This window comes from Sphingobacterium sp. R2 (assembly GCF_040760075.1).
Lineage (GTDB): Bacteria > Bacteroidota > Bacteroidia > Sphingobacteriales > Sphingobacteriaceae > Sphingobacterium.
In genome coordinates this window covers 3,458,048-3,482,403 of sequence record NZ_CP142884.1, presented here as the reverse complement: position 1 = coordinate 3,482,403, position 24,356 = coordinate 3,458,048, and the positions used below count along the sequence as shown (strand labels likewise).

General features: G+C 36.3%; 26 protein-coding genes and 1 pseudogene. 14 read left to right on the top strand and 13 right to left on the bottom strand.

All coding sequences use genetic code 11. The features are described 5' to 3' along the window. Positions 1 to 108 precede the first annotated feature (108 nt). From VXM68_RS14365 to VXM68_RS14325, 9 genes and pseudogenes are all read left to right on the top strand, one after another. A complete protein-coding gene (locus VXM68_RS14365; RefSeq protein WP_367209119.1) occupies positions 109 to 711 on the top strand; it encodes a PRTRC system protein E in 603 nt (200 codons plus the stop codon). A 26-nt stretch (positions 712 to 737) separates the two neighbouring features. Continuing rightward, positions 738 to 957, top strand: a pseudogene (locus VXM68_RS14360) (PRTRC system protein C). A 17-nt stretch (positions 958 to 974) separates the two neighbouring features. Next, positions 975 to 2,129, top strand: coding sequence for a hypothetical protein (locus VXM68_RS14355; protein ID WP_367209118.1), 1,155 nt, complete (start codon positions 975 to 977; stop codon positions 2,127 to 2,129). Between the two features lie 11 nt (positions 2,130 to 2,140). Further along, entirely contained in the window at positions 2,141 to 2,866 is a 726-nt protein-coding gene (locus VXM68_RS14350) for a PRTRC system protein B (protein ID WP_367209117.1), read from the top strand. Next, complete coding sequence (locus tag VXM68_RS14345) at positions 2,866 to 3,672, top strand: PRTRC system ThiF family protein (RefSeq protein WP_367209116.1); 807 nt, start codon at positions 2,866 to 2,868, stop codon at positions 3,670 to 3,672. Before VXM68_RS14350 ends, VXM68_RS14345 begins: the two co-directional genes overlap by 1 nt. 302 nt (positions 3,673 to 3,974) lie before the next feature. After that, entirely contained in the window at positions 3,975 to 4,418 is a 444-nt protein-coding gene (locus VXM68_RS14340; RefSeq protein ID WP_367209115.1) for a hypothetical protein, read from the top strand. Between the two features lie 170 nt (positions 4,419 to 4,588). Continuing rightward, on the top strand, positions 4,589 to 5,050 hold the full coding sequence (locus VXM68_RS14335) for a DUF1905 domain-containing protein (protein WP_367209114.1): 462 nt from the start codon (positions 4,589 to 4,591) through the stop codon (positions 5,048 to 5,050). Positions 5,051 to 5,197: 147 nt separating this feature from the next. Then, positions 5,198 to 5,755 carry a TetR/AcrR family transcriptional regulator gene (locus VXM68_RS14330; protein ID WP_367209113.1) on the top strand — a complete coding sequence of 186 codons (558 nt, stop codon included), beginning with the start codon at positions 5,198 to 5,200 and terminating at the stop codon, positions 5,753 to 5,755. Positions 5,756 to 5,820: 65 nt separating this feature from the next. After that, positions 5,821 to 7,299 (top strand): MFS transporter, encoded by a 1,479-nt coding sequence (locus VXM68_RS14325; protein ID WP_367209112.1) that lies wholly within the window; start codon positions 5,821 to 5,823, stop codon positions 7,297 to 7,299. Positions 7,300 to 7,702: 403 nt separating this feature from the next. On the opposite strand, the gene VXM68_RS14320 is transcribed toward VXM68_RS14325, so the two are convergent. Further along, positions 7,703 to 7,942, bottom strand: coding sequence for a hypothetical protein (locus VXM68_RS14320; protein ID WP_367209110.1), 240 nt, complete (start codon positions 7,940 to 7,942; stop codon positions 7,703 to 7,705). 190 nt (positions 7,943 to 8,132) lie between these two features. On the opposite strand from VXM68_RS14320, the gene VXM68_RS14315 reads away from it, so the two are divergent. Further along, complete coding sequence (locus VXM68_RS14315; RefSeq protein ID WP_367209109.1) at positions 8,133 to 8,627, top strand: GNAT family N-acetyltransferase; 495 nt, start codon at positions 8,133 to 8,135, stop codon at positions 8,625 to 8,627. 843 nt (positions 8,628 to 9,470) lie between these two features. Next, a complete protein-coding gene (locus VXM68_RS14310; protein ID WP_367209108.1) occupies positions 9,471 to 10,817 on the top strand; it encodes a TlpA family protein disulfide reductase in 1,347 nt (448 codons plus the stop codon). 312 nt (positions 10,818 to 11,129) lie between these two features. On the opposite strand, the gene VXM68_RS14305 is transcribed toward VXM68_RS14310, so the two are convergent. After that, entirely contained in the window at positions 11,130 to 12,770 is a 1,641-nt protein-coding gene (locus VXM68_RS14305; RefSeq protein WP_367209107.1) for a hypothetical protein, read from the bottom strand. A gap of 88 nt (positions 12,771 to 12,858) precedes the next feature. Between VXM68_RS14305 and VXM68_RS14300 the strand changes: the two genes are divergently transcribed. Next, positions 12,859 to 14,091: an IS256 family transposase gene (locus tag VXM68_RS14300; RefSeq protein WP_367209106.1), complete on the top strand. Its 1,233-nt coding sequence runs from the start codon at positions 12,859 to 12,861 to the stop codon at positions 14,089 to 14,091. Between the two features lie 67 nt (positions 14,092 to 14,158). Here VXM68_RS14300 and VXM68_RS14295 read toward each other — a convergent pair whose 3' ends face one another. Further along, on the bottom strand, positions 14,159 to 14,503 hold the full coding sequence (locus VXM68_RS14295) for an SPASM domain-containing protein (RefSeq protein WP_367211303.1): 345 nt from the start codon (positions 14,501 to 14,503) through the stop codon (positions 14,159 to 14,161). A 56-nt stretch (positions 14,504 to 14,559) separates the two neighbouring features. Here VXM68_RS14295 and VXM68_RS14290 point away from each other — a divergent pair, with 56 nt between their 5' ends. Beyond that, complete coding sequence (locus VXM68_RS14290) at positions 14,560 to 15,072, top strand: hypothetical protein (protein WP_367209105.1); 513 nt, start codon at positions 14,560 to 14,562, stop codon at positions 15,070 to 15,072. Positions 15,073 to 15,297: 225 nt separating this feature from the next. Here the strand turns inward: VXM68_RS14290 and VXM68_RS14285 are convergent, their stop codons facing one another. The 5 genes from VXM68_RS14285 to VXM68_RS14265 form a co-directional block, all read right to left on the bottom strand. Next, positions 15,298 to 15,564, bottom strand: a complete 267-nt coding sequence (locus VXM68_RS14285; protein ID WP_367209104.1) for a LuxR C-terminal-related transcriptional regulator — start codon at positions 15,562 to 15,564, stop codon at positions 15,298 to 15,300. A 354-nt stretch (positions 15,565 to 15,918) separates the two neighbouring features. Continuing rightward, on the bottom strand, positions 15,919 to 17,883 hold the full coding sequence (locus VXM68_RS14280) for a hypothetical protein (RefSeq protein WP_367209103.1): 1,965 nt from the start codon (positions 17,881 to 17,883) through the stop codon (positions 15,919 to 15,921). Positions 17,884 to 17,908: 25 nt separating this feature from the next. Continuing rightward, positions 17,909 to 18,247, bottom strand: coding sequence for a hypothetical protein (locus VXM68_RS14275; RefSeq protein WP_367209102.1), 339 nt, complete (start codon positions 18,245 to 18,247; stop codon positions 17,909 to 17,911). Between the two features lie 213 nt (positions 18,248 to 18,460). After that, positions 18,461 to 18,685 carry a hypothetical protein gene (locus tag VXM68_RS14270; protein ID WP_367209100.1) on the bottom strand — a complete coding sequence of 75 codons (225 nt, stop codon included), beginning with the start codon at positions 18,683 to 18,685 and terminating at the stop codon, positions 18,461 to 18,463. Positions 18,686 to 18,999: 314 nt separating this feature from the next. Next, entirely contained in the window at positions 19,000 to 19,452 is a 453-nt protein-coding gene (locus VXM68_RS14265) for a hypothetical protein (RefSeq protein ID WP_367209099.1), read from the bottom strand. A gap of 151 nt (positions 19,453 to 19,603) precedes the next feature. On the opposite strand from VXM68_RS14265, the gene VXM68_RS14260 reads away from it, so the two are divergent. Further along, positions 19,604 to 20,413: a LuxR C-terminal-related transcriptional regulator gene (locus VXM68_RS14260; protein WP_367209097.1), complete on the top strand. Its 810-nt coding sequence runs from the start codon at positions 19,604 to 19,606 to the stop codon at positions 20,411 to 20,413. Positions 20,414 to 20,606: 193 nt separating this feature from the next. Here VXM68_RS14260 and VXM68_RS14255 read toward each other — a convergent pair whose 3' ends face one another. The 5 genes from VXM68_RS14255 to VXM68_RS14235 form a co-directional block, all read right to left on the bottom strand. After that, complete coding sequence (locus VXM68_RS14255; protein WP_367209096.1) at positions 20,607 to 21,494, bottom strand: hypothetical protein; 888 nt, start codon at positions 21,492 to 21,494, stop codon at positions 20,607 to 20,609. A 62-nt stretch (positions 21,495 to 21,556) separates the two neighbouring features. Further along, positions 21,557 to 21,943 carry a hypothetical protein gene (locus VXM68_RS14250; protein ID WP_312365251.1) on the bottom strand — a complete coding sequence of 129 codons (387 nt, stop codon included), beginning with the start codon at positions 21,941 to 21,943 and terminating at the stop codon, positions 21,557 to 21,559. A gap of 11 nt (positions 21,944 to 21,954) precedes the next feature. Beyond that, the gene (locus VXM68_RS14245) at positions 21,955 to 22,641 is read right to left on the bottom strand and encodes a hypothetical protein (protein ID WP_367209095.1); all 687 of its coding nucleotides are present in this window, start codon (positions 22,639 to 22,641) and stop codon (positions 21,955 to 21,957) included. Positions 22,642 to 22,726: 85 nt separating this feature from the next. Then, positions 22,727 to 23,188: a PD-(D/E)XK nuclease family transposase gene (locus VXM68_RS14240; RefSeq protein ID WP_367209094.1), complete on the bottom strand. Its 462-nt coding sequence runs from the start codon at positions 23,186 to 23,188 to the stop codon at positions 22,727 to 22,729. A 7-nt stretch (positions 23,189 to 23,195) separates the two neighbouring features. After that, positions 23,196 to 23,738 carry a PD-(D/E)XK nuclease family transposase gene (locus VXM68_RS14235; RefSeq protein ID WP_367209093.1) on the bottom strand — a complete coding sequence of 181 codons (543 nt, stop codon included), beginning with the start codon at positions 23,736 to 23,738 and terminating at the stop codon, positions 23,196 to 23,198. Positions 23,739 to 24,356 lie beyond the last annotated feature (618 nt).

Below are 24,356 nucleotides of genomic sequence, written 5' to 3'. Positions count from 1 at the left end.
AAAAGTTTTTCCGAGTTCGACAAAAGACAAAAAGCCTATTGAACGGACATACACGAGAAACTTACAGCAATCAAAAAACGAATAGATAACAATTAAAATTTCAGAACGATGAATACCAATTTTTTCAATCAGATACAAGCTTTGGACTTTACAGGCGTATTGCAACTGAACATTTCCAAAGGAGCAGAAAACAACCTAATTGTATCGGTACTGCTCAATAACGAACAATGTGGAGATAGTGCCAAAAACCTCATTCCTCCATTGACATTTAACGCCACACCACAGGAATTTGACGAGGGATTTTTTGAGCAGATAAAAGCACCTATCCAAACCGTTTCGGGCGTAATGGTGGATATGGAAAAATTCATCAAACAAATGGAAGAAGTCAAAAAGCAATCGGCAATGGAAAAAGAAAAAACCGAGAAAGCCAAAAAGGAAAAAGAAGCTAAAGACAAGAAATTTAAAGACGGAATGGCAAAGGCTGACGAACTCGAAAAAGAAGGCAAATTCCGTGAAGCGTGGATGAAAGTTCCCGACGTAACAGAGTTTCCCGAAAAAGCAGACGAGATACGCAAACTCAAAACATCATTGTCGGACAAGTTTGCCACACCGAGCCTTTTCGGAGCAATGGAAGAAACCACACCCGAACCGCCAAAAACGGAAGAAGTTAAAGCCGATTATCCTGTAGATGAAACGGACGAAGAAGAATAAAAGTGTTAATCCAAAAATCAGAATTTATGTTATTAGCAACGAAATTAGAACGAGTGTTTATACTCAAAGATAAAGGACAGGACATCAGACTGACCGACCCCGAACCACGTTGGAGCGTGGAAGCCGTAATGAATTTTTACGCCAATATGTACCCGATACTTACAACCGCAAAAGCATCTGCACCACAGATAAAAGATGATGCATTAGAGTACAAATTTGAGAAGCGTAATGGGTACAAAAGGTTGAACCAAATATTTAAAGCGATGAACTATGCACAAACATATCCTATCGGGAACTATCACAATACCCGAACAGCAACGCCAACGGCAATTGCACCGCCAATTAAACGAGTTCGCCAATTGGATGCAAAAGCCAAAGGACACAAACGAAGTGCGAAAAGACAAACGGAAATCAGTTCCGACAACAATGTTGCCAATGGTTTTCTAAAGTGTATTTTTCTGCCTAAACTGAAAGAAACGAAAACCGTACAGGCTTGCAGGAAATCAGACAAAACGGAAAGGGATTTTTATCAGTCCCTTTCCAAATTGGCAGAGCATTACCAAATTGAGCCGATGCAGACCCGACAATTTCCCTATCCCTACAATATGGCTTTGGCTATGTCGGATATAGAAGAAAAACTAAAGCTAAAAGTTTTGGATTGGGAAGAAATCCATTTGGTACAGGACAGTAAGAAAACCTATTTTGTAAGTGAAGAACGCTACAATACAGGAACAACACTTTTTTACATTCCCGTTGCTTCACTATATCGAATGTTGCACAATCCTAAGCGGAAAAGAAACGCTCATTTATTGTTATCTGTTTGTACCTATCTGTATCACATAGCTGGCATACCGTATTACAGACAGGAAGCAAGTTATCTGTATTGGATGTATGAAATGATGAACGATTGGGTGGAACAAGACGATAGTACAGATGAAACAGCCGTTTATCTTGCCGAGATAAAACAAGCCGAATATATCGGGGATTATATGGAGCAACGGATTTACAATCGCATTAATCTTACCGTATTTGAACAGCGTATCAATAGCTTTAAAGCCAAAGATGATTTTGATACCGAATGTTTGACCGTAGCAAAAGAAGCCTTTTCCCTTTATCAGACCTATCCGAATGAAAACGTATTCCGTAATGCGAAACCCAACGGAGAAGCATCGGAAGAAGATATGGAAAACATCATCGGTATGGAAAAGTATATTTCATTCTATGCTGACTACAAAGGTTGGCTGAATGAAACCCTTATAGAATTGGTAAACAACGAAATACAGGAATACGGACAAATGGAAGAACCCATTATCCTAAAACAATTTGACGGCAGGGATATAACCGCCAATAATCTTTGTTTTGAAAACCGACTGTTCACATTACTGCACAGCCTAAGCGACATTTTACACACTTTTTAAAAATTGGAATTATGGAAACGATTAACGATATAACACAGGACTTTGGCACATTGTACCATCCAAAATCGGCTTTGGTATTCTATGAAACCAAAGGAAGCAATACCGATGTTTATGTAGAGCATTTCGATATGGACAAAAATGGTAATCCTATTAACGCTCACCCACTGACCGTAAAGGAAGCGAATGTTTTGGCAAAGGCACTCAATACCGAACAGGAAAAGAACAAAGCCTTTTTGAAGTCAAACGGAATTTTGCCGACCAACGTTTTACACATCAACCCCAATGCGGAAAAAGGTGCGGTAATATGGTACACCAAAGCACAGCAAAGGCAAATGTATTTTGTGGATAGTCTACAAATACCCAACGGAAAAGCACCAATACCGCCAATGCTTTGGAAAGCCAGTAAAAACAGTTTGAGCGTGTTTGCTCTTTCCAGCGATAGAAGACCAACAGAAAAGACAAAGTTGTATCATACGCCTTATTTCAACATCTATGAAGACGGCAAAGTCTGTATGGGTACAGTAAGCGTAGATATTAAGAAATCCGCTTCGGTAGAAGAATTTATACAGGCTTGGGAGTATTATTTCTTTAATTCCTATTTCAGCCATTTGTTAGGCAATCACAAACCGATAAAAGGCAATTGCGTAGCTCTTTGGAAAGAACTTGTAAACACCGATAAACCCTTCCCAAAAGAAGTATTGAAACCGAATAACAAAACCCTTAAAAATCTATTGTAATGGAAACAATAAAAACAGCAGTCCATTTTACGGATAACTATTTAATAAGTCCTACCAACCCTATTGAGGTTAATTTGATTGGTGCAGGTGGCACAGGCTCAAAGGTGCTGACCGCCTTAATGGAAATGAGCCACAGCCTAACAGAATTGGGACACGCAGGTTTGCAGGTTCGTTTGTGGGACGATGATATTATCACGGAAGCCAATTTGGGCAGACAGCGATTTGCACCGAGCGAAACAGGATTGTACAAGTCGGTAGCATTGATAAACCGTGTTAACCGTTTTATGGGTACGAATTGGAAAGCGGAAACCCAAAAGTTTGAACGTAATAATTTTGGCGGACTGCCCGAAAATGCAAAAGCAACCATTTACATTACTTGTGTGGATAATGTACAGGCAAGATTTGATATTGCAGAAATGCTGAAAGCGATGAGCAAATGCAGAGCCAACCGTGATGAGCCAAAATATTGGTTAGACTTTGGCAACAGCCAACAGACAGGACAAGTGATACTATCTACTATCGGAGAAATCAAACAACCTAACTCCGAGAAATACCAAACGGTGGCAAACCTGCCAATGGTTACCGATGAATTTGGCGACCTGCTGAAACAGTCCGAACAAAAAGACGATATACCAAGTTGCAGTTTAGCTGAAGCATTGGAAAAACAGGATTTGTATATCAATGCAACATTGGCACAAATGGGCTGTTCATTACTCTGGTCTATGTTCCGCTATGGAATGACCGAAAACAGGGGTTTCTTTCTTAATCTGAAGAACTTTCAAACCCAACCTCTAAAAGTCGCTTGACAGCCAAAATCGGGCGGCGAAAAGACGCATCCTTCCGTTGGTCGGAACCGCCTTTTCGCATTTAAAATCGGTACAACCCCTTTGCCCAAATGTACTGCTCCACAAATTCCAATTCTCACATTTTACCAAACAGGTTGCGATATTATTGTGTGGGATATTTGGTATCCCAATGATTGGTTATGGTACTGACTTCTTTTCTTTCCACACAACGACCAAAGAAAAGAAGCAAAAGAACGTCGTTTGGTTAACTCAGATTTTTATGTAATTCAGTAAATTTGCAGTTATAGATATTTAAAGTCAAAATGAAATTATCTGAATATGTAGCAAAAAGAAACGGAGTCCCTATTGGGCATCCAAAATCACTTAGAAATAATTTACAAAGGTCACTGGGTGCTAAAAACTTTTCTGCATTCTGGAATTTTTGGAACCCGATTTTCGGCTACTATTTAGGAACCAAAATCTTTAAACCTTTAAAAAAGATTTTACCAGATGCTCTTGCATTAGTTTTGACATTTATTTTTTGCGGATTTGTCCACGATTTAGTAACCACTTTATTGAGAGGAAAACTTTCGTTATTTTTCTCTGTTTGGTTTTTTCTTATGGGAGTTTCAGTAGCGATTACAAAATATATAAACTACGACTTATCAAAAAAAGTGTGGATTTTTAGAGCAGTAACAAATGTTTTAATAATTGGATTTTGTGCGCTACTCACAATTTGGCTGAATAGTATTTTGAAATTCTACTGATAGTAACTTCTTTTACTTTCAAACTATGGAGGTGCACAATCATTTCGCTTAATTACCCCTGAGGAGTTATAATTAGCGGAATTTTGTTTTTGATATTGAAAAGCAAATTTGTTGCACAATAAAAATACAACTACTAAAAAAGTAAATTAACACAATTAGGAAATATGTCTATGCAAGCGAACTATTTAGTAAAAGACCAAGAATTAGAATTAAAATATGAAAAAGGCAAAGGTGCATGGACATATCATATTCAAATTCCAAACACAAAGCATATTGTTGGAAAATGGGGAACCGTAAAAGTAGCAGGATTCATTGATAGCTACAAAGTAGAGTCAATTAATCTCTTCTCGATAAAGGGTCAGGATAAAATGATCTCGGTTAATAAAGGCATTCGAGACTTTATTAAAAAAGATGCTGGAGATACAGTCACTGTATCTTTACATCTGATAACCAAACAACCTGAGGTATCAGAGAGGGATATTCTCGAAGCACTTCAAGATGTAGGTGTTTTTGACCAATTTAATCAATTGGATACTATTGAAAAAACTGAAATTTTATCAAAAATTATAGATGAGAGATCCATACAGAAACAAACAAAAATATTGCTTCAATTAATAGATAGATTGGGTTAAATAAGATAAGCAGTGAGTTTTATCGCTTATTCTGAAAAATACAAAATATTAATAAGGTTTTATCCAAGGTGAATAGTTGTGTAGCAATAACTTAAAAAACTATTGTTTTTTTTCTAAAAGAAACCGAACATTTGGTATCTTTGCGACATGAAAAACGCATATAAACGAAAAAAAGAACCCGTACATAACAGGCAGATTGTGTTGGACGCTGCTTTGGAGATTGCTACATCAGCGGATTGGTCACAAGTTACTTTTCAGGCCATTGCTGATAAAACAGGGTTGAGTAAGGGTGGTATCATTCATCATTTTAAAAATAAAGATGAATTGTTGGACGAGCTGATGAAACAAAATTTGTCCCATCTTACAGATTTCCTGAAAGCCTATCAAGAACAACAAGGAATAACAAACAACGCAAAGTCTTACCTGAAATTTGTATTGAAGAATGGCGACAATATGGCTTATCAAAAGATAATGCGGGTAATTGTGCAGGCTATTTTGGTAAAAGACGAATATCGAACCTTGTGGGAAGATTGGCTGAAAGAAAATATTCTTCCCGATGTTACCAAAGGTTCTAACATTCAAAATCTAATTTTTTTTCTGGTAGCCGAAGGTATTTGGTATAACGATAGTGTAGGCTTTTCCTATCTGAATTACACGCTTCGAAAACGGATATTAAAACATCTAGTAGACAATGAAATTCAATAAGTGTATTTCTAATATTCTTCCTGAGAAAATTACCTTTTAAGTTTAATTGAAATTTTAATAAAAATATGTCTGTAAACACCTCCAATAATTCACGCTGGATTCTTTTAGTAATCGTAGCGATGGGTTTATTATTAGTCACACTTGACAATTCGATACTTTACACTGCACTTCCTACTCTTGTAAAAGAAATGGGGGCTAACCATACCGAATCCTTATGGATGGTAAATGCTTATCCTTTGGTAATGGCAGGTTTGTTAATTGGCACCGGAAGTCTGGGAGATAAACTAGGCCATAAAAAACTCTTCCTAGTAGGCCTTACTATTTTTGGCTTGGCATCCCTTCTGGCTGCTTTTTCACCCAACCCTGAATGGTTGATTGCTTCACGTGCAATACTTGCTATAGGAGCAGCTTCTATGATGCCTGCCACATTAGCACTGTTAAGATTAACCTTTCACGATCCTCGAGAATTTAATATTGCTGTTGCTATTTGGGGGAGTATCTCAACCATAGGTGCTTCTTTAGGACCAGTAGTAAGCGGATTATTACTTAATCATTTCTGGTGGGGTTCTGTATTTCTTATTAATGTACCAGTAGTAATCATTGCAATAATTGGAACATTTATTTATGCGCCCAAAGGTCACACTGAAAATTCGAAGCCTTGGGATCTGATATCCGCATTACAATTTATGATAGGGCTTACCGGTTTGGTGTTATTTATAAAAGAGGTCTTTAAATCTGATGCATCGGGAATTATAATCATAGCTGCTGCAATAGCTGCTTTATCAGGGCTTTTTAGTTTTGCACGTCGTCAAAAAAAATCCGAGCATCCTATGCTTGACTTTTCCATATTCAGAATACCTCAACTTTCTGCAGGTGTCATTGGGGCATTTGTCTGTATGTTCGCGATTGCAGGGTTAGAGTTAATTACATCGCAACGTTTCCAACTCATTGGCGATATGACACCCTTAGAAGCAGGTTTAATGGTAGCGAGTCTGGCAATTGGGGCTTTGCTTACAACTGTAATAGGAGGTTCAATTGCACATAAAACGGGCGTTCGACCTTTACTAAGTGGCGGAATGTTGGTTGCGACAGTCGGTGTTTGTGTATTGATTTGGGGCTTTCCGGAAGTTTCTTTAGTTGTATTTTCTCTTGTGTTAATAGGCATGGGATTAGGATTGGTAATGGCAGTTGCATCTTCAGCCATCGTTGGAAGTGTCCCACACGACGTGGCTGGTGTAGCTTCATCTGTTGAAGAAGTTTCTTATGAAATGGGTAGTTTACTCGCTGTATCGATTATAGGAAGCCTAATGTTAAATATTTATCAATCTGTTATTCAGTTACCACAAGGAATATCTGTAAAAGCAAAAGAGGGAGTAGAAGAAGCCATGTCAATTGTTCAGCATTCAGCAAACAATAAATCGCTATTCACCGCTGTGGCTCAGGCTTATGATCACGCATATATTATAGCATCAATTGTGATTGGTGTGGTGCTTTTGGTGACGGCTGTTGTGTCGTTTTATTTGTTGAGGAAGAAAGAAAAATGACACTCGACTATTTGTACTTCATAATTGGCAGAACTCCCGAAAAGCTTTATAAAAACAAAAAATCTGGTAATGACAGCGATGTCATTATCCCTCCTCCTTGCGTGTAAAAAGCAAGAAACAATCACAGCGGAAGTTGATTACAAAAAGAAGCTACAGCAAGAATTTAATTTAACTTCTATCTCTTCTTCCACGAAAATGGCTAACAAGGAAAATAAGCCAGTTCATACCTTTGCTACTTACGAGAAACAGTATAAGTATCAAAAAGAATTGGTAAAGAACACTGTTATTTATGACACAGCCAAACTTATCTCCAAGCAAATATTCCCGATGCTAAGGCCATTTCACCACAGCATTTTCATCTTTGACCGGACTTGTCTCTAATGCGATAAGCATATTGATAACCTTAAACGTAGATGGCAGGTACACTTTCAATCTTGGAATCCGATGTATCGGATACAAACCAGATGTCATTTCTATTATCATAAATAGCTATAGTCCCGCTTACCACACATTCCTCAAAATACCCCTGAATATTGGGCATTACGATTTTCGCACCTTTAGAAAACATGCCTTTTGTCTGTCCATTTACACCAGAAACATAAAAGGCGACTATAAACATCAACAGTGTAATTCTTAATATCATCTTTATAAAATAGTTATCAGAACTGAAAAATTCCTGTTGTAATTCATCACTCAGTCTTCTATTCAAGCACACATAGGATAAGTTAATCATATTTTTCTAAATCATTAACTTTGAACCAATATGCTGCAAATAACTATTGATCTGTCAATGATCGGCAATTATTGATAAATAAACATAAAATTTATAATTTATGGAGGTCATGATATCGGCTGGAGACCGTATAGATATCATATTGAAAGAAATGTCTGTAAAAGATTCTGAGTCATTTTACCGATTGTACTTTGAAGATGAATCGGCCATTAAGGACCAGACAACTAATGAGGAGCATACGAATCAGGTACAGTTTACAGAACATATTTTATCTCTTTGCGAGGAACTCTATAGTATACGAACTGTGGAAAATGAGCATATAATTATTGGTGACTGCGCCTTACACCACTGGAATCAGGAAGAAAAGAAAATTGAGATTGGTGGTTCTTTGCTGCCCAAATATTGGGGAAAAGGAATAATGTCTGCAGCTTTTGAGTTGTTGATAGCATTGGCAAAAGAAAAGTACCAGGTAAATGTTTTGGTAGCAAAGACTGAAATAACGAATCTTAAGGCACTGAAATTTGCTGAAAAATTGGGTTTTCAGAAGATGAGTAATGATGGAGATAGCATTATTCTTGAAAAACGGGTTTTATAGTGTTCTGTACACAGCAATAATAGCGGCTATCTGCGTCCATTCCCCTAAAACAAAAAGACCGTTTTTTTTAAGTAATGCTTTTAGGAACAGGCAATTAATAGTAAAAGCCTAGATTTTTGGTCTAGGCTCTTGGTTGCATGATTAAAACATAACGACCAATGTCCATCGACTGTCCTGGCCAGTGTAGCTGTCGATCTTATCATACACCGCACTACCATTTTCTATTCGTAAAATTTTTTTTGAATAGTTCAGGTACAGTTAATTGATCGAGATTTAATTTTAAAGGCATTATTCGTTTATTTAAATATTTTACGGATTAATGTGGTCATATATTGGAATATATCCTAAGCTAGTTCCTGATGCGTTAAATATTTCCATACGTCTAACAACAGAACCTAGCGTTGTAGCTAGCGTAGTTTGATTGGTGCCTAATTGATTAAGGGAAGCAGTATAAGAAAGATATCTACTCGGAGTTTATATTAGACGGATTTGGGTTTTAAACTATTTTAATTTCTTAAGATCATCAGTGCGGAATGAAGCTTTATTGAGATTATTCGTCATATTTTTGAACAAAATATATCTTTTTATTTAAAATATTTACAATATATTGTATTCAAGTAAATCAAAGATTTATTAAGCCTTAATTATGATTTTTTTCGATAAGATTCCATTATTATGAGACACATTTTAATATGTATAGCCATTTGCCTGACCTTTTTCGCTTGGGGTCAAGGTACACCCGATCGGATGAACTGCGCATTATTATCGGGAAAAATAAAAAAATACGACAGAAGCATACCCTTTACAGCCCATGTACAACGACTTGGGCTTCCAAGTCTACAGGTGAATATTGATGTGGATAGCAATGGTACTTTTTCTCAATCTATCCCCATTGACTTACTGTCTGAGATATACTTGGTCTATAAAACATCGTTTGTTATTTTATTGCAACCAAAAGATAATCTAAAACTTATCTTTGATGGCGATAAAAATTCCATGGCAAAAGTCTTAGAATCTATTGAATATGCGGGTGATCATGCGAAGACCAATCAGGATATTAGCACATTCTTAAAGATTTATTATTCTGACGCAAGAATGTTTAAAATGTGGGAAGAACAATTAAAATCTTTCAAGGAAATGGAAATTGAGGAATACAAAAGCCATATCCAAAATAGGTTGAAAATTGCAACAGACATTTTTCAAGCATTTGACGCTTCTTATCACCCAAATGATGAATGCAAATCTTGGATCAGGACAGATCTAAAAAACAAATATTTTGATGATCTAGGCCATTACCCCATGAATCATCGTGAGCAAAACAATTTTTTACCCTTTGACACGACACAGGTAGTACCAGCCAAGTACTTTGAGCAATTAAAAGAATGGTTACCCTTAACAACTGAACAATTAAAAAATACACAAACCTTAAATGCTGTGGCTAGTAGTTTTTACTTTTATCTTTACGAACGCATGGCTAAAGAAGGCAAACTTCCAAAAGACATTGATATAATACCAAGCGGAGGAATATTGGGTCCAACTAAAGTGGTCGATTCATTAAAAATCAATGGCACTATTAACATGATAGAAGATCCGTTTTTAAGAGAAATTATGCTCACGACAGCTTTTAGTAGAAGCCTTGGAAGACAGTCTGTTAATTTATACGAGAACAACTACGCTATCATCGATAAGTATATTACAAAACCATACTTAAAAGACCAGCTATTCAATATTTATAAACAAACTAAGACTGAAATTGAAACCCCAGCTCCACTGAGCGAAAAAATAAAGGACCACAAGTTTTCATCGGGGATAGAAGAAATTTTTAAAGAAATCATTGCTAAAAATAAAAATAAGGTAATCTATGTTGATATATGGTCCCCTTGGTGCGGCCCATGTTTAAAGGAGATGCCGAATTCCAAAAAATTGGAACAAAAACTTAAAAACAAAGCAATTAGCTTTGTTTATATCTGTGTATTCTCAGATGAGGATAGGTATCTGCGGACTTTGAACAAGCTTCAATTGGGCGGTGAACACTATTTTCTAAATTCCCAACAAAGTGTAGATTTATCTAAAATATTTAATATCCCTGGTATTCCCTATTATATTTATATCGATAAAAATGGCGTGATGAAGGAAAAAGGAAGCCATTTGCGACCCGAAACCATGGAATTTAAACTCAATGATATCTAGTTCAAAATAATAAGCATTACAACATTCAAAGTAAGTCCAAACCTCACAGGGGAAAGCTATAGAATGCAGAATAGAAAAACGTTCTTGGACAAGTAAATTTTATAGCATACTTTTGGACTGGATTGTGTATTTATTAGTGCCGAAAATGCAGCACTCAAACTTACCAATTACGCTGCATTCTTATTTACCATTTACAATTACCGACAAACACAATTTTAAAGTTAAAATTCTGTAGTTTACTTGCAAAAAAGAACGTGGGTATGTAATGGCTAACGATATCAGCTAAGGAAATTAATATTATTTTATCATTCTTCATTCTACTTCAATAATTTCTTGATGAATTATAGTCCCATATTGATCTCTCTTCAGATACCTATATATTCCCTTTGGAAAGTCTATCTGTACCGAATCCTTTTTGGAAAGTGACAAATAAACTGGAATAGCTGTATTATCCAATTGATATTCCTTTTCATTATAGATGTAAATGGCAGATTTACCTGATTTGGTCGAATTAGTATTTGATATACTATATCTGCGACAAAAATCATTTGCTCCAATCACTATTTTATCGCTATTCAGATTATTTGATAAATACAAGTCATAACCATCCCACATTTTGCTATCCATAACGTATACCGAATCATTAACTTCGTTAATGGATAAATATTTAACTTGATTAATCGTATAGGGGTCTATTTTGCTGAGTTTTTTAAAATACTGAGCCATACTTTTAATTTCTCCGGCATCTCCTTCTTCAATATGTCCCCCGCCGGCTAATACTATAAGTTTACCTTGATTTTTTTTAACGATTTCACTTTTTTTAATAAGATTCTTCGCTTGTTGGAGATCTCTATTACTTGTGTTTTCAAAATCCTCATAGCCAATTACTTTTAAACCATACATTCTTGCCGTTCTAATGAGATTCGCCATATTAGGATCCCTGGTGTAAAATCCGCTTTCAACATTTGGGAATCCCGATCTATTAATCCGTTCCTCATCTTCAGATAGACTTTCTAATGCTAAGACATTAAAACCTTCTTTGTAAAGTTTTGGCAACAAAAGATTGATTAACAAACGGCAGCGTGGTTGTAAATGATTCTCGTTAAACATGACCACTCGATGTCCCTTAATTTTCTCCACTATCTCGTCGATCGAAACTGATGTTTTTCCGACCGAATGCTGTTGTTGTTTAGTCGCGTTATCATATTGAATACTTTCACCAAGAAACGAACTATATGATTTAAATAACTCGCTGGCAAATTGGCTATTTTTATTTTGCAGAACAAGTTTTTCTAAGGTGTCTCTTGGATATAAGTAGTTCGTGTATCCCCTATCTTTAAAGGCTGATTCAGCTATACTAAAATAGTCTATTTCTTTCTCCGTCCTTTCCTTGACAAACTTTTCTCCGTAAGCCAAAGAACTGTAGGAAGTTTTTATGGTATTTAGAACATCTCGAACACTTTCTTGCATATCGGTAATTTCTGTCCTAATCTCTCTAATTAAAAGAAATAAATCTTTACTATACGGGATCGCAATGCTAGTTATGATATTATTTTTACTTTTCTTAATACTTCTATAATAAATACATTGATACATAGAAGTATCTACAGAGAACTTTGAAACATCTAAAAATGTTTCAATACTACCGACAAAATACATTGGGTTTCTCGTTACGTCATATGAGCCCCAAAAAACAATATTCTTTAATGGAAAAATTATTTTTCTTTTTCGAAAAACAGACTTAACATCTTTTAAATCTATATACTTTGATCCAAAATTTGCATTGCCATAGAAATCAATCTTTACCCCTAAAGAATCATTTGTAAACTGATTCATTGATCCTTGAGAAAACTTATTTAAGTTAGCTATTGGTCTATTTACAGCTGTACAGCTCGAAAGAAAAAAAATAAATACTAAAATTTTACACTGTATATTCAGCTTGATATGGATCATAATTACAAGATTTTGGTTTAGAATATATGTCGGCGAGGGTGTAAACTGAACTGTGTCAGATAAAGAATTTTTATATTAGACACAGGAAATGGAAAAAGAGGAATTTGACTTTGAACGCTTCAAAGAGGAAGCAATGAGAGGCCTTTACGAAGGCAAGAAAATGGGCGGTGAAGATGGTGTTTTAGCACCGATGCTGAAACATCTTCTAGAAAGCATGTTGGAAGGCGAACTGGATCACCATCTACAGGAAAGTAAAGCTTCAGGAGAGATTAACCGTAAAAACGGGAGGACAAAAAAGACTGTACGTAGTATTCAGGCGGGACATTTCGAACTGGAGAGCGGTCGTGACCGGAACGGCACTTTTGATCCTAAGATAGTCCCAAAACGTCAATTGATCATTACAGAAGAACTGGAAGGTAATGTTATCTCGATGTATGCCAGGGGCATGAGCACAAGAGATATTTCGGGCTATGTGAAGGAGATGTATGCCATGGATATATCTGCTACTGAGATCTCCAGTATTACTGACAGGGTCGTTCCTGCGCTCAATGAATGGCGAAACCGTCCGCTAGAATCGATATATCCCTTTGTTTTTCTGGACTGTATGCATTATAAAGTTAAAGACAATGGCAGCGTTCAAACACGTGCGGTGTACAATATACTCGGGGTGAATCGTGATGGTCGAAAAGACCTGATCGGCATCTATCTTTCAGAAAATGAAGGCGCGAAGTTTTGGCTGTCGGTACTGACGGATCTAAAGCAGCGTGGTGTAGAAGATATTCTGGTTGCATGTATTGACGGTTTAAAGGGATTTCCGGACGCCATCGAAGCAGTATATCCCAAAACACAAATCCAACTTTGCATAGTTCACCAGATACGTTCAAGTCTGCGGTATGTTCCCGAAAAAGACAAAAAGGCTGTTGTTGCAGATTTAAAACCTATCTATCAGGCCAATAATCAGGATCAGAGCTACGAAAAGCTATTGGAGTTTGATGAAAAATGGGGCAAGAAATATCCGCTCTCTTCAAAAGGATGGCTAGATAATTGGGGAAATCTGTCTACTTATTTCGAGTACTCGCCCGATATCCGTAGAGCTATCTATACGACAAATGCTATTGAGGCGATGCACCGGCAGATTAGAAAGATTACGAAAACAAAGGGGGCATTTACCTCCGATCAGGCGCTCTTGAAGCTCGTTTACCTGACTATTAAAGACATTTCAAAGAAATGGACTATGCCTATTCGTAACTGGGGATTGACAATGCAACAATTACATCTTAAATTTGGAGATAGAATTAAGGCCTTCGGCAACTCCTTTTAGGGTTCGCACTCAAGGCTTCCAGCCTCTGAGTACGAACCCTAAAAGGAGTGATGTGACACAGTTTAATTTACACTCCCATGTCGGCAGGGTTTTGAATATTTACTCGGCAATATATACATATTAGACGAAATTCACAATCTTTACACACATTTATTAAACTCTTATTAATAAGCCACAATTCTTTTAAACTTGGATTATCCACCGCTTGAAGTATCGATTCATTTTTAATATTCCCTAGTATTTTACTTGAACTAGGACAATTCTTTATATTGCCTTTAGCATCCACCGATATCTTTTTGTATAAACAAGAATTTACATGTATGCTGTCTTTAATTGTGTTTATATTGATGCTAATTACAAATTGCTTATAAGGTTCCTCCTTAATATGGATCAACGAACCCGACTTACACATTTGGAGGTGAAACATATCAATCAAAAGTTTATTATAGAAAAAAAAATAAATATAATATGAAATCAGTTATAACATTAGCATTTTTGATACTATTTCAAATGGCGTTTTCCCAAATTAAAGGTAATGATAAGTTTGAATTAGAAATTAGTAAATTGATTACGACGAAGCATCAATATGAAAAGATAAAAGGATATGCGGCAAAACGTCCCGAAATTTATAATAGACAAAAAGATTCTTGCTACAATTCTTATATTGGATATATAAAGGAGCTCAAGTCTAATTCAAATGAATACAAACAGTATATCGATAATGCGATTAAAAGCGATGAGTTGGAGAAGGAATTGCTTTTTTATACCTATGTAAATAAGAATATGCCCTTTGATCCCAATAAATATACGATTTCCAAACTCGATTTATATCGAGTGATTAACCATTATTTATTTGTTCTTAACGAAAATGTCCTACCTGAGAATTTGGAAGATATCCATATTTCAATAAAAAAGAACCGAAAGAAAGGCTTCAAACTTCAGACCGAAAACGATATTGTTACAGAAATTAGAAGAAAATAATATTAGGGACAAAATTTTTGTACCACTACCCGATTAATATAGAGACCAGGAGAATTTTTGGATTTTGGTTTCACCCTTGAAGTAAAATATTTCACTGCCTTTTCTTGCGGGTATCACTGAAAGATAATGCGCAATAGACCTTCGAAACCTATTGATTATATCTGGTTCACAAGAGGGATTTATTTGAAAAAAATAATTGACGTTTCTCGATCAAGTAAACAACTTTTACAACAGCCCTAATTCTGTTGACTTTTTAATTAAACTTGCAACGCTATGACAGTCTATTTTTCGGAATAGATTTTTACGATGTGTTCTACAGGTATTGGTTGTAATACCCAAAGTTTCGGCAATTTTTTCGCGTTTTGTTGTAGTACTGTAGCGCTGATGCTGCTCTTCTCTGCGATCTGATTCACCATGCTCCCGAGAACAGCCATTCGTTCGGGGCAGACAACAAAAGTCCGGAGTCCTTCGCTGACCGAGGCACCGGCGCAACTGACACAAATTTCGATAAAGCCAATTACCATATTACTATCATCTTAAAAAACAACAGTAGGTATAGTACGATGGTGTAACGCATAAAGTTCGAAGATGTTTAATTACATTTACTAATTTGGGAACTTAAGTGGCTATCAAAAAGCATATTAAACCTATGCTATTATTATTCTTGTCTAATAAATTTCTCCATTCCTTCTCTTCTGGCGCATCTATTTTTTCAAAATCGAATAAATTAACAGAGATTATGGTATATTTTTCGTCTTTATTATAAATTCCGCCTTTATGCATAGGAAAATGAAAGTAAAAAATATTTTTACCACTCTTTGAAGCAGTAATGCAATGACAAAACTATCAAGGTATATATTTTAAATACTTAATATTGTTCTTCATTCCTTTAGTCAGATTGTAAGTTATCGATAGGAAGTAACCAAAATGATATCTTTTAGTGAATACATCACTCTCCGAGATAGATGGGGAATACCCCTTATTAACTTGATAGCTTGATTTTAATACATTTAAGTTTTTGAGTGCAATTCCACCAGTGATCGTGACACGGTCATAACGTCCCAAAGTAAGACTTGGACCAGTATAGAAATTACTAACCTGGATTTCACCCTCATTGATATCCAATCCCATCCCAGCACTCAATCCGAATGTGGTGTAAGATGCTGAACGAAACCCTAAAGTAGCTAACCCAATAACCGATGGTACATACGTGTGCCTACCTTTCCTTGTAATATAGGTAGCGCTGTCTCGTCTTTCCAAGTCATACAGTTTTGCATTCCTGAAAAAACTACCGGCTAGGCCTATACCAAGATCGAATCGCAAACCCTTTCGAATATATTCTTCATGCTTGAAAAATCTTTCTTTTATAAGTTTACTAGAGTTACCTTCACGTTTTTTTATGGCGATATTAAAAATTACCATATCATTTTTCGGTTGTATGGGCTCCGAAACAATATAATAATTCTCTTCACGGCTCAACATCGGTATACACTCTTTCATTTCAGATGCTATCGCATCAAGAAGCTTTCGATCAAATCCCTTTTGCAGCATATCCACATTGAATTTTAAGGACTCTATGTACGCGTATAATTTTATCTTTCCACCAAAATTGAGAAGACTATCTAGTCCTGGGTTGTATTTTATTTGTGCATATAATGGCCCCATTTGACTGAGCTGGTCATTAATGCTTTCTATCGAGTGAAAGGCCGAAGTTAACCTACTGTAAACGCTATCCATCTTTACTTTAGCGTCAGTAGAATAGCTTTCCAAAGTTAGATTAGGGTTTTGGCAGATAACCAACATCTCTTTATAATCAACCATTAACTGACGAATATTATTATAGGATTTAATTAACGCATTGTAGCCTGTTATATAATTCTCACTATCGTATGAAAACTTTCTAAACGCCTTATTCTTTATATCTGTTACACGTTTAACTTTACTTTCCTGGTCACTATACTTTTTTCTTATCTCTTGCATACCTGCCAGTATTTTTGTAGAATCACGATAAAATTTTATCTTTTCCTTCATTCTATCTAAAGTGTCTATATACCTTTGTAAGTCCTGTTTCTCATTCGCCGAACTGTCCGACATGGCCTTCTTTACGGTCAACAAACTATCTCTTTGAGCTATTAAAACATTAAGTTGTCGCTTTCCTTCTTCATAATCACTGGAAACTTTTTCAAGCGTATCTTTTAGAACACGAAGTTTCTCCGTCTCTCGGCCTATATACTGAATATTTTCAGCGTCAGCAACAATAGCTTTGACTTTATCCTCGGAATCTTTCCCTTGATGGATAACATCATTCGCAGAAATATCGACTGTACTAGATTGGTTGGCTGCTTGACTTATGATCGTTTCAGGTTTTACCGGTGACGCTGCAGGAATCCATTTTGACAGGTCATCAGCGATTAAAGAATTAGCAAGGATAGAATCAATAGATGAAATATTAATATCGTATGCCAGCCTATTAATATTGGTAATTTTAAATACCATAGGATAATTTACCCTTGCCGCTAAACGATTCCGACTAAAAACACCCTGCCCAAAATTATACTCAACAACATAAGTATTGGTTTCCTTTGGACGAACCCCTTTATTAACACGACCATATATTCTGGATTCGTATAATTTCGAGATAGAATCAATAGTCTTATCATCAATTTTTGTATCCTTAGATTTGGTTGCTTTCTTAGTGGAATTATTAATCCTATACTTTCTTTCTAGCTTTGTCAAAACATCTTCTTCTCTCTGGCCCCATACTACTCCTACCCATCCCGATAGAAGTAGCACAATTAAATACTTTTTCATACTCTATAACATGGTAAAAATCTTCTTATTTTTTCAGCCTATTAATGTTGTTTTCCAATTCCTTAATCTTCAGTTTGAGCATTTGCCTGGCCGAAATAATCGTTTGATAATGTAAAATACGCTCTTCTGTCCAGTCTTTGAGATCGTAATTAGACTGTATATTGTTTGATTCAGGCAAGGTTTTCAAAGCATTTTGGCATTGCTCTATGCGTGCTTCATAGCTCTTTACTAACTTTTGTATCTTACTGATATGCGTGCTAAAATCAACCTTAGAGAGTTTAGGATTATACATTATTAATTTTTCATATTCTGGATCTAGCGACTTCCAGATACTGTCCAATTGTAACCTTATTTTAATCATCATAAACGGTTAAACTCGCCGATATTTTCAAATTGTTGAGCGTATCCGACAACAGAAAGACCCATCAGCAGCACTATCCATACTGATTTCCGATTGATTATCTTCTTTCCCATAATTTAAGTTTTAAACGGTTAGAATATTTCTTTTTTCTCTGATCAAAAACGTGAAAGATGCATCAAGGCTTTCTTTACACGATTGGAAATATTTTATTCCCTACTATACGTTGAGATGTTTTTTTTCCAGACCGCGCATACAGGTCGATAAATAGGTGTATTTTTCAACAGTACCACTTAACACTGGAGTAATTCCAACATTTTTACCATCTAGATATACTAGTGTATAATAATAATGAGTTACCGTCTCTTTCTTTGTCTGTGCATGGCCTTTAGCTACAAAGCCTATAAACATAAATATGCACATCACCTTTTCAATACTTTTCATAATCAAATTAGTTAATATATAGTAATGCTAAGTTCCATATTTGACACACACAGGTAAATACCCCAAATGGGGTATTTTTAAAATATCTATTGAGATGCAATAGTTTTAAGGGAAGAGATTGGAGTATAAATAGCAAAATGGACTCCTATTGATTGGAAGCACGAAAATTATGAATCTGTTTGAGAAGTAATTGGATGTTCTTATCGAGATACTGACTTTCCATAGTGCTATCAGCAGCAATTTTGAAATCAGACTTTTAGAGTACCAAAGACTAAAATATAAAATGAAATGAGCGACATAAAATAGATCCGGAGCTAGCGTGAACGCTTTCGCATCTTGTCGATCAATTTCAACAATGCGCTTCGGTTTTTTGCATCATGGTAAAATTTAGGCAGCTTTTCGAGCAAGGTAAAATGGCTCCGATCTTTATGTTCGCGTAATTTGGCAGAAATGTAACTTTCTAAATAATCAAGATGCGCGTAATTATAAGCCCAAAAAACATCATCTTTAAAGGTATGTACCAACCACAGTTCTGCACTGAAATAAATATGTGCTGCTACCTCTATATGTCCTTTGATTCCAAACACCCGTGTCTCTGTTGTTTTTTCTTTGTTATAACCACAGGATATACACTGCAGCCTTGATTTTTTGTTCGTATAATCTACGCTTGCCACAGCCTGCCTTCGACATGTCGGACAAACAACCAATACCTCTGTGCGAAAATCGGTCAACCTCTTGTTTTGATCATTAAAACGTTCAGTTTTCATTAAATTAATATGTCATATAGAATACTAATTTACAGCAAAGCATTTGATAGCTATATACCCCAATTGAGGTATATTAAAATATTTTTTATATTTTAGTATGAATAAATAACCTATTTATTAAGCCACATTATTTACTACGGACCGAGCGCCTATGGAACCTAAGAAACATCATCACCTCCTCGCCGACCTTTGGGAAAGTTATCCCGATGCACTGTCCAATAATTTTCAATCAGAAAAACCGTATGGTATTGTGAATCACCTATCGGATATTTTGGCAGTTGGGCCATATTACCATTATGTAATCAATTTAGCTGACTATTCGCTTTCTCAAGTTTCAGAAAATATCACAAGTATCCATGGATTGGCTACTCAACCAACGACAATAAGGGAGGTCATAGACCAAATACATCCGGAGGATCTGGAGTTTGTGCTGAAAGCAGAGGAAGCTACATTAGTCAAAATGAAGGAAATTGGATTTGAACATCAACTGTTTTTGAAAACGTCTTACTGCTTTCGCATGCGCGTTGCTAAGGGCGATTATCACTTGTTTCATCACCAAGCTATACATCTTGCTAAGGATGATCTAGGACGTTTAACGTCTGCACTTAACATTCATACTGATGTACAACACATTACCCAAAGTAATAATAAAATTGTGCTCGTTACCGGTATTGGTTCGCGCGATGATTATTGTCAGATCGACTTATCCAAACAGCTTCCACAATTTGAGATCCCTAAACTTTCCAAGCGTGAGATGGAAATCGTATCCTTGGTTGCCAAAGGGAACTCAAGCCCGCAGATTGCTGAAAAGCTTTTTATCTCGCCAGATACCGTAAGGACACATCGTAAAAATCTATTTCGGAAAACGGGAACAAAAAGCGTAGGTGAATTTATCTGCAAATGTATTGAATGGGGGTTACTGCAGCTGATTTGTTTTTTTAATATAGAATTTTTCATATAAAATATCCCATTTAAAAACTCGCAACAGTTATTTGTTAAATTTACTCATTATACTTATCGCACATTGAAAAAGGAATTGTTAAGCATTCAACAGAATAAAAGCTGTAGAATCAACAACTTCTCGTTTTCCATTATGTTAGGCTATTTCACCACTCAAATAGTTTTCACAGTGGATTGCTTGCCAGAATAGTAATTTATTTGGATTTGTCATAGAATGCTTGTAATTCATCTTTTGATTCCGTGAATTTAAAATACTTTGGTTCGTGTAAAATAGAATTGAAATAAATTTCCTGCATCCTTTTCTTATCCTTTAATTCAGCAGATGAACTGAATTGTGCAATCAATGTACTGTAAAAACTACCAATGTGCCATTCATTGTATGCTACTGTTTTATCGTATCCAACCCAATCAAAGTCTGCGTAGTCAAAGTTTTTAAAGTAGAAATATTCCTTGCCATTAAACTTTGGAAGCTTGTCGCAAAACTCAAGAATCTTTTCATTGTTTTTCATCATCTGTAGAACTTTGAACCGTCCTCCAACCAAAGCATCCATCATATTTAAAAAGAAGATTGCCTTTTCAGTTTCGTCCTTAAGTCCTAAACTATCCATATTGAAATTGTACTTGCTCAAATCAGCTTCGTTAAACAATGAAGCTATACCACCATGGATACGATAGTAGTAGTTATCAAGCAACCATCGACTATCAATCTGCTGGAATAGAACTTCATTTGCGACTTCAGCAGCTGGTCTTGCCTTGACTTTTTCGTTTGTCCTATTATAGTGAATTTCGCGGATGACATACCATAATACCAACTCTTCTTCGTTTGGTCTTGCAAGAAATTGTGTCTCCAAAATTGTATGGTCACCTTTGCCAACCGCAATTAAAGCATCAACAATATGATTCAGCTTATGGGTCCGTAATGAGTCAATTGATTTGGCAAATTGATCTCCTCTTGAATTTGTATTATAGGAATAGAGCTCAGCAATAGCTATTAAATTATTGAAGTCTTTTTGATCAAGCTTTATTTGGGCTTTAGTAAAAATTGATGCTGCCAAAAGGATAAGACTTAGAAAGTATTTCATTATTATTCGTCTATGTGTTCGCATATTTGTTCTATCTGAGTCCAATTAGTTTCGTGAAGACATTAAATCTTCTGCGCCAACGGTCCATCTTTAGTCACAAGACTAGACCAACCGGGACAGGATCCCTCGGTAAGTTTTGCAATCAATCTGGATCCTAAAAATATCTTAGCCACTGTTTCTTCCCCAAAATCCCAGGTTACTTCGACAGGCGAACTCGTATCAAATGGTTCGAGATTCTCTTTGACAAACTCCGCAGGATTTAAAAACGGTAGATTTTCCTTGCTATGCCATTCAGGTTCGCTCGGAGTCGGAGCCTTATTATATAACCATATATCTCCAACAATTCTTTCCTCATTTAATAAGTACGCGTAACAGACCTTATCGTCATCTTCGATAAATACCGCGAATTCTGGACGATCATTTGATACATATTTTGTTAAACTTCCCATTGGATGCTGATTTAAAATAACGAAGTCTGCCCTTTATCACTTCCCAATGCTGGCAATCCCTCCCAGTCAAATTGCTCATAACGATGCTTTCCATCTGGGAGGTTTGGATATCCTCTCAAGGTATACACCGAATAATGCTTCAACTTTTCATTGGGCATTTCAAACAGGAAAATGGGTGGCATATCTTCTTCGTTTATATTGCGCCGGCGATCGGCCTGCAGCTTCGGACCGTCAATATAGGTAGGCAATCCCCCCCACTCCATCTCGGTCAAGGCCAGCTGGCTGGAATCCTTGTCCTTATACAGGGTTGGATACTTGGGAAAGGTAATGGCCTGGACGTTTTCCAGATAGTCATAATTGTAATCCAATTGACGACGCTCATCCCGCAACTGCGGAAAAGTCTTTTTGATAATTTCAATATCGGTATGGAGAAAAATCCGATAGCCTGATCCTGTCGTTAACAAACTTTCGATTTTATCGGCATCTTGCGGCAGCTGCAAGGCCCTTCCCTCCTTTGCTCCCAATTGATCGGCATGCTGATCGGCGGCTTCCTTATCATTATAGGGTGTTAGCAGAAAGCCTGTCTTTTCCTTGACATCGGGCCACTCCAAGCGCTGCAGCACAAAGTCGACATAGCCGGACTCGACAAGCTCGCGAAAGGAACTTTTGGTGACTTGTTCAAAGGGATTGTACAGCATAGGACTAAGATAGGATTTATAATCACAAAAAAAGGCCGCCTGGAAAATATCCAGGCGGCCGTTAAATCTTATATTGTAATCTGTTTTATTTTCCTTTAGCCTTCTCTGCCTCGATCTGCTTTACAAACTCTACAGTGACGTCCGCTAATTCGGCAATTTCCGATATCGAAAGCTTATTCGAAGACAAAAGATTTTTTATTACTTCCGCTTTTCCCATAACTTCTCCCTCTGCTTTTCCTTTAGCCTCTCCTTCGGCTATTCCTTCAGCTCTTCCTTCAGCCATTGCTTTTTCCCGCGCTCGTCTCAATTGCTCCTCCTGACTACTTCGGATACTCTCGGCATCCCATTTATTCCTTAAACTTACGTTGTACATCTCTCGTTCCTCCGGTTTTAGTTTGCTATACTCTGCTAACTGAAATAACTTCTTAAAAATAGGCTTACGCAAATAAGTGGAAAGTCCATTTAGCGAAGACATATTTTTGAGTACGTAAAGCCAACGATCTAAATCATTAACTAACTCTGCCTCAGCTTTAACAAAGTTAACCAATTTATCATTAATTTATTTCTCTATTTAGGAATGATAGAGCCCTTCGGGGTTCTACGTATATAAAGCCTAAATCGTCATAAAATATTTTACCATGATCTCGATAACATAAACAAATATCGTGCAAAAAATACTTCTCCTCCCCCGCATCAGGCATTGCAAATCCATCCATCAATACAATGATATAGACTTCGCTAATTGCATAATTCCAAGCCCTTCGGTTGCCTTTAGGTGCCTGATCCGAAATTAATTTACTACTGTAGTAGAGCATACGCTTTTTCAAATTAACCTGCGACGTGCGCTGCACTTCAATAATAAACCGTTCCCCATTGTCTGCCGTACAGGTCAGATCAAAAATAACGGTACCGATATCCGCTGTATCACCGACATGTTCCTTTTTGTTATAATACAGGTCAGCAATAACCTTCCGACCTCTAAAGAGCTCGTTTAAGAAAGCAATGAGAAGATCCTTATTAGTATCTGATCCGAAAACTTTTTTAAAGCCATAATCTGTCGTGATATCGATATATTTCGACTGTTTTAATTCACTCATAATACAATGTTTTTAAATTGGTTACCAATGCAAATATAAGTAAATAAATACATTATTACTAATATTTTTAGCACAAAATATTATTCAATTTTAAGATTATAAAAGAACAGTTAGCTAATCAGAAATCAGATCTTATCTATTAATCTGACGGGAATTTGCCCGACTACTTTTCGTTCCGGTATGTGGGAAGTTTAAAGCTAAACCTGTCAATCAAAGATTCCACGAATAGATTCCACAGATCATGATTTAATTGAATGGGTAAAATTCAGTGGTCTACAAAACTGGAAGCTGGCTCCCGCAGACATTCCAATTGCGAACGAGTTGATTGAAAAAGCTTACAGGGAGCATGCTGCACCTATTGTCTCTGAATATATTGAGGCTTGGTACAACCGAAAAAGGCAACATGCTGCCTTAGAATACTTACTCCAGAGGAGTTTGCTAGAAAAATAAATAAAATATTGCAGCTTAACTAGGTATCCATTTTATTGTTGCAATTCCACAGTGATCCTTATTGAACTTCGATATTTCCTTCAGAAAAATTGGTATATTTTGAGATACAATAGTCCATAATGAATTATCAATCTTAAATCTGGAGAAAGCAAATGAAAATTTCGTTGG